The 1,399-nt window shown below is 29.6% G+C and carries 1 protein-coding gene; it reads left to right on the forward strand.

Features of this window, described 5'->3' with window-relative positions:
* Positions 1-1,399: CDP-glycerol glycerophosphotransferase family protein (locus A5882_RS10425; protein ID WP_086372715.1), on the forward strand; the 1,399-nt coding region annotated here is incomplete at both ends.

The raw sequence follows: 1,399 nt of genomic DNA on the forward strand, positions 1-1,399 counted from the left end.
ATCTCTAACCGTAAAGAAAAGCTTCAAATTGATTTGAAATCTAAATGGTTAGAAAGTATCAGAGTAGAACCTAATGTATTTTTAAATGTATTTGAAATTACAATAGACTTTCCTCAGGTATTAAAAACAATAATCACGAGAATTGACTACGATGACTATGATACAACCGTTATTGACTTTTTCATTACTACTAGCTCAGAAATGCTACCATTAACAAATTTTAAATCTAGAATAATTTATACCGATCTGTTTAATGATGAAACTTGGTTAGACTTTTCGGAGAGTATGAAAGTGTTAGTGCGATGGTATGAGACGGGGTTAGGGAATTTATCGTGTAGAATTGGTTTTTTAAAAAACGATATATATAGTTATTTTAAAGAGAAGGAAATTTCTGAAATAACAGATTCTGAAAATATAATTTTAATAACAGAATATCCATACAAAGCTCAGGAAAATGGATTAGCTTTTTTTAAATATTTAATGGAGGAACAGAATACTTTTAAACCTATTTATATTATCTCACGTGCTTCAAATGATGTACATCTTTTGAAAAAATACCTATCAAATGTTGTTTTTTATAAAAGCAAAGAGCATATAGATTATTTTTTTAAAGCCAATTTTTTAGCGCATACACATACCCCTAACTATGCAGTACCTGTTTTGTCTGCTTCTGCTGAACAGAAAATTAAAGACTTGTATAAGTTATTTTTACAGCATGGTATAATTGGAGTCAGAAATTTGGAATATATGTATGGAAGAAAAACACATCCTAACCTAATAAACAAATTCATTGTTTCTTCTGAGCGAGAAAAGAGCATTGTCAGAGATGAGCTATATTACCCTGAAGAAGATATAGCAGTAACTGGTTTAGCTAGATTTGATAGTTTGCTAAAAGATAATGGTTTTTTTGAGTCATATAAAGTACGAAAGAAAGTTTTAATTATGCCTTCGTGGCGAATGGGGCAAGAAAAACTTTCGGATGAAGATTTTACAGAAACAACGTTTTATAAGGCTTTTCATTCCTTAATTAATAATCCAAGACTAGAAAAACTGGTTATGGATAAAGGGATTACAATCGATTTGTATCTTCACAATAATTTTCAAAAATATAATCATCTGTTCACTTCTGATTTTGTTAATATCATTAAGGCATCGGATACTACAGTTCAAACATTATTAAAGGAACATGGGATTTTAATAACCGATTTTTCAAGTGTGGGTCTAGATTTTGCCATTCAAAGAAGACCTGTTCTTTACTATCAATTTGATGTTGAATTGAAGGAACAAAGAGCAGAAGAATCAAGTAAGAATTTTCTTCCCGGTAAAATTTTTCAGATTGAGGATGATTTAATAAACGAAATTGAACAAAAGATAAAACGATATAGAATGGACAAGGAAT

The organism is Enterococcus sp. 4E1_DIV0656 (assembly GCF_002140695.1).
In the GTDB taxonomy this organism is placed as follows: Bacteria; Bacillota; Bacilli; order Lactobacillales; family Enterococcaceae; genus Enterococcus_D; species Enterococcus_D entomosocium.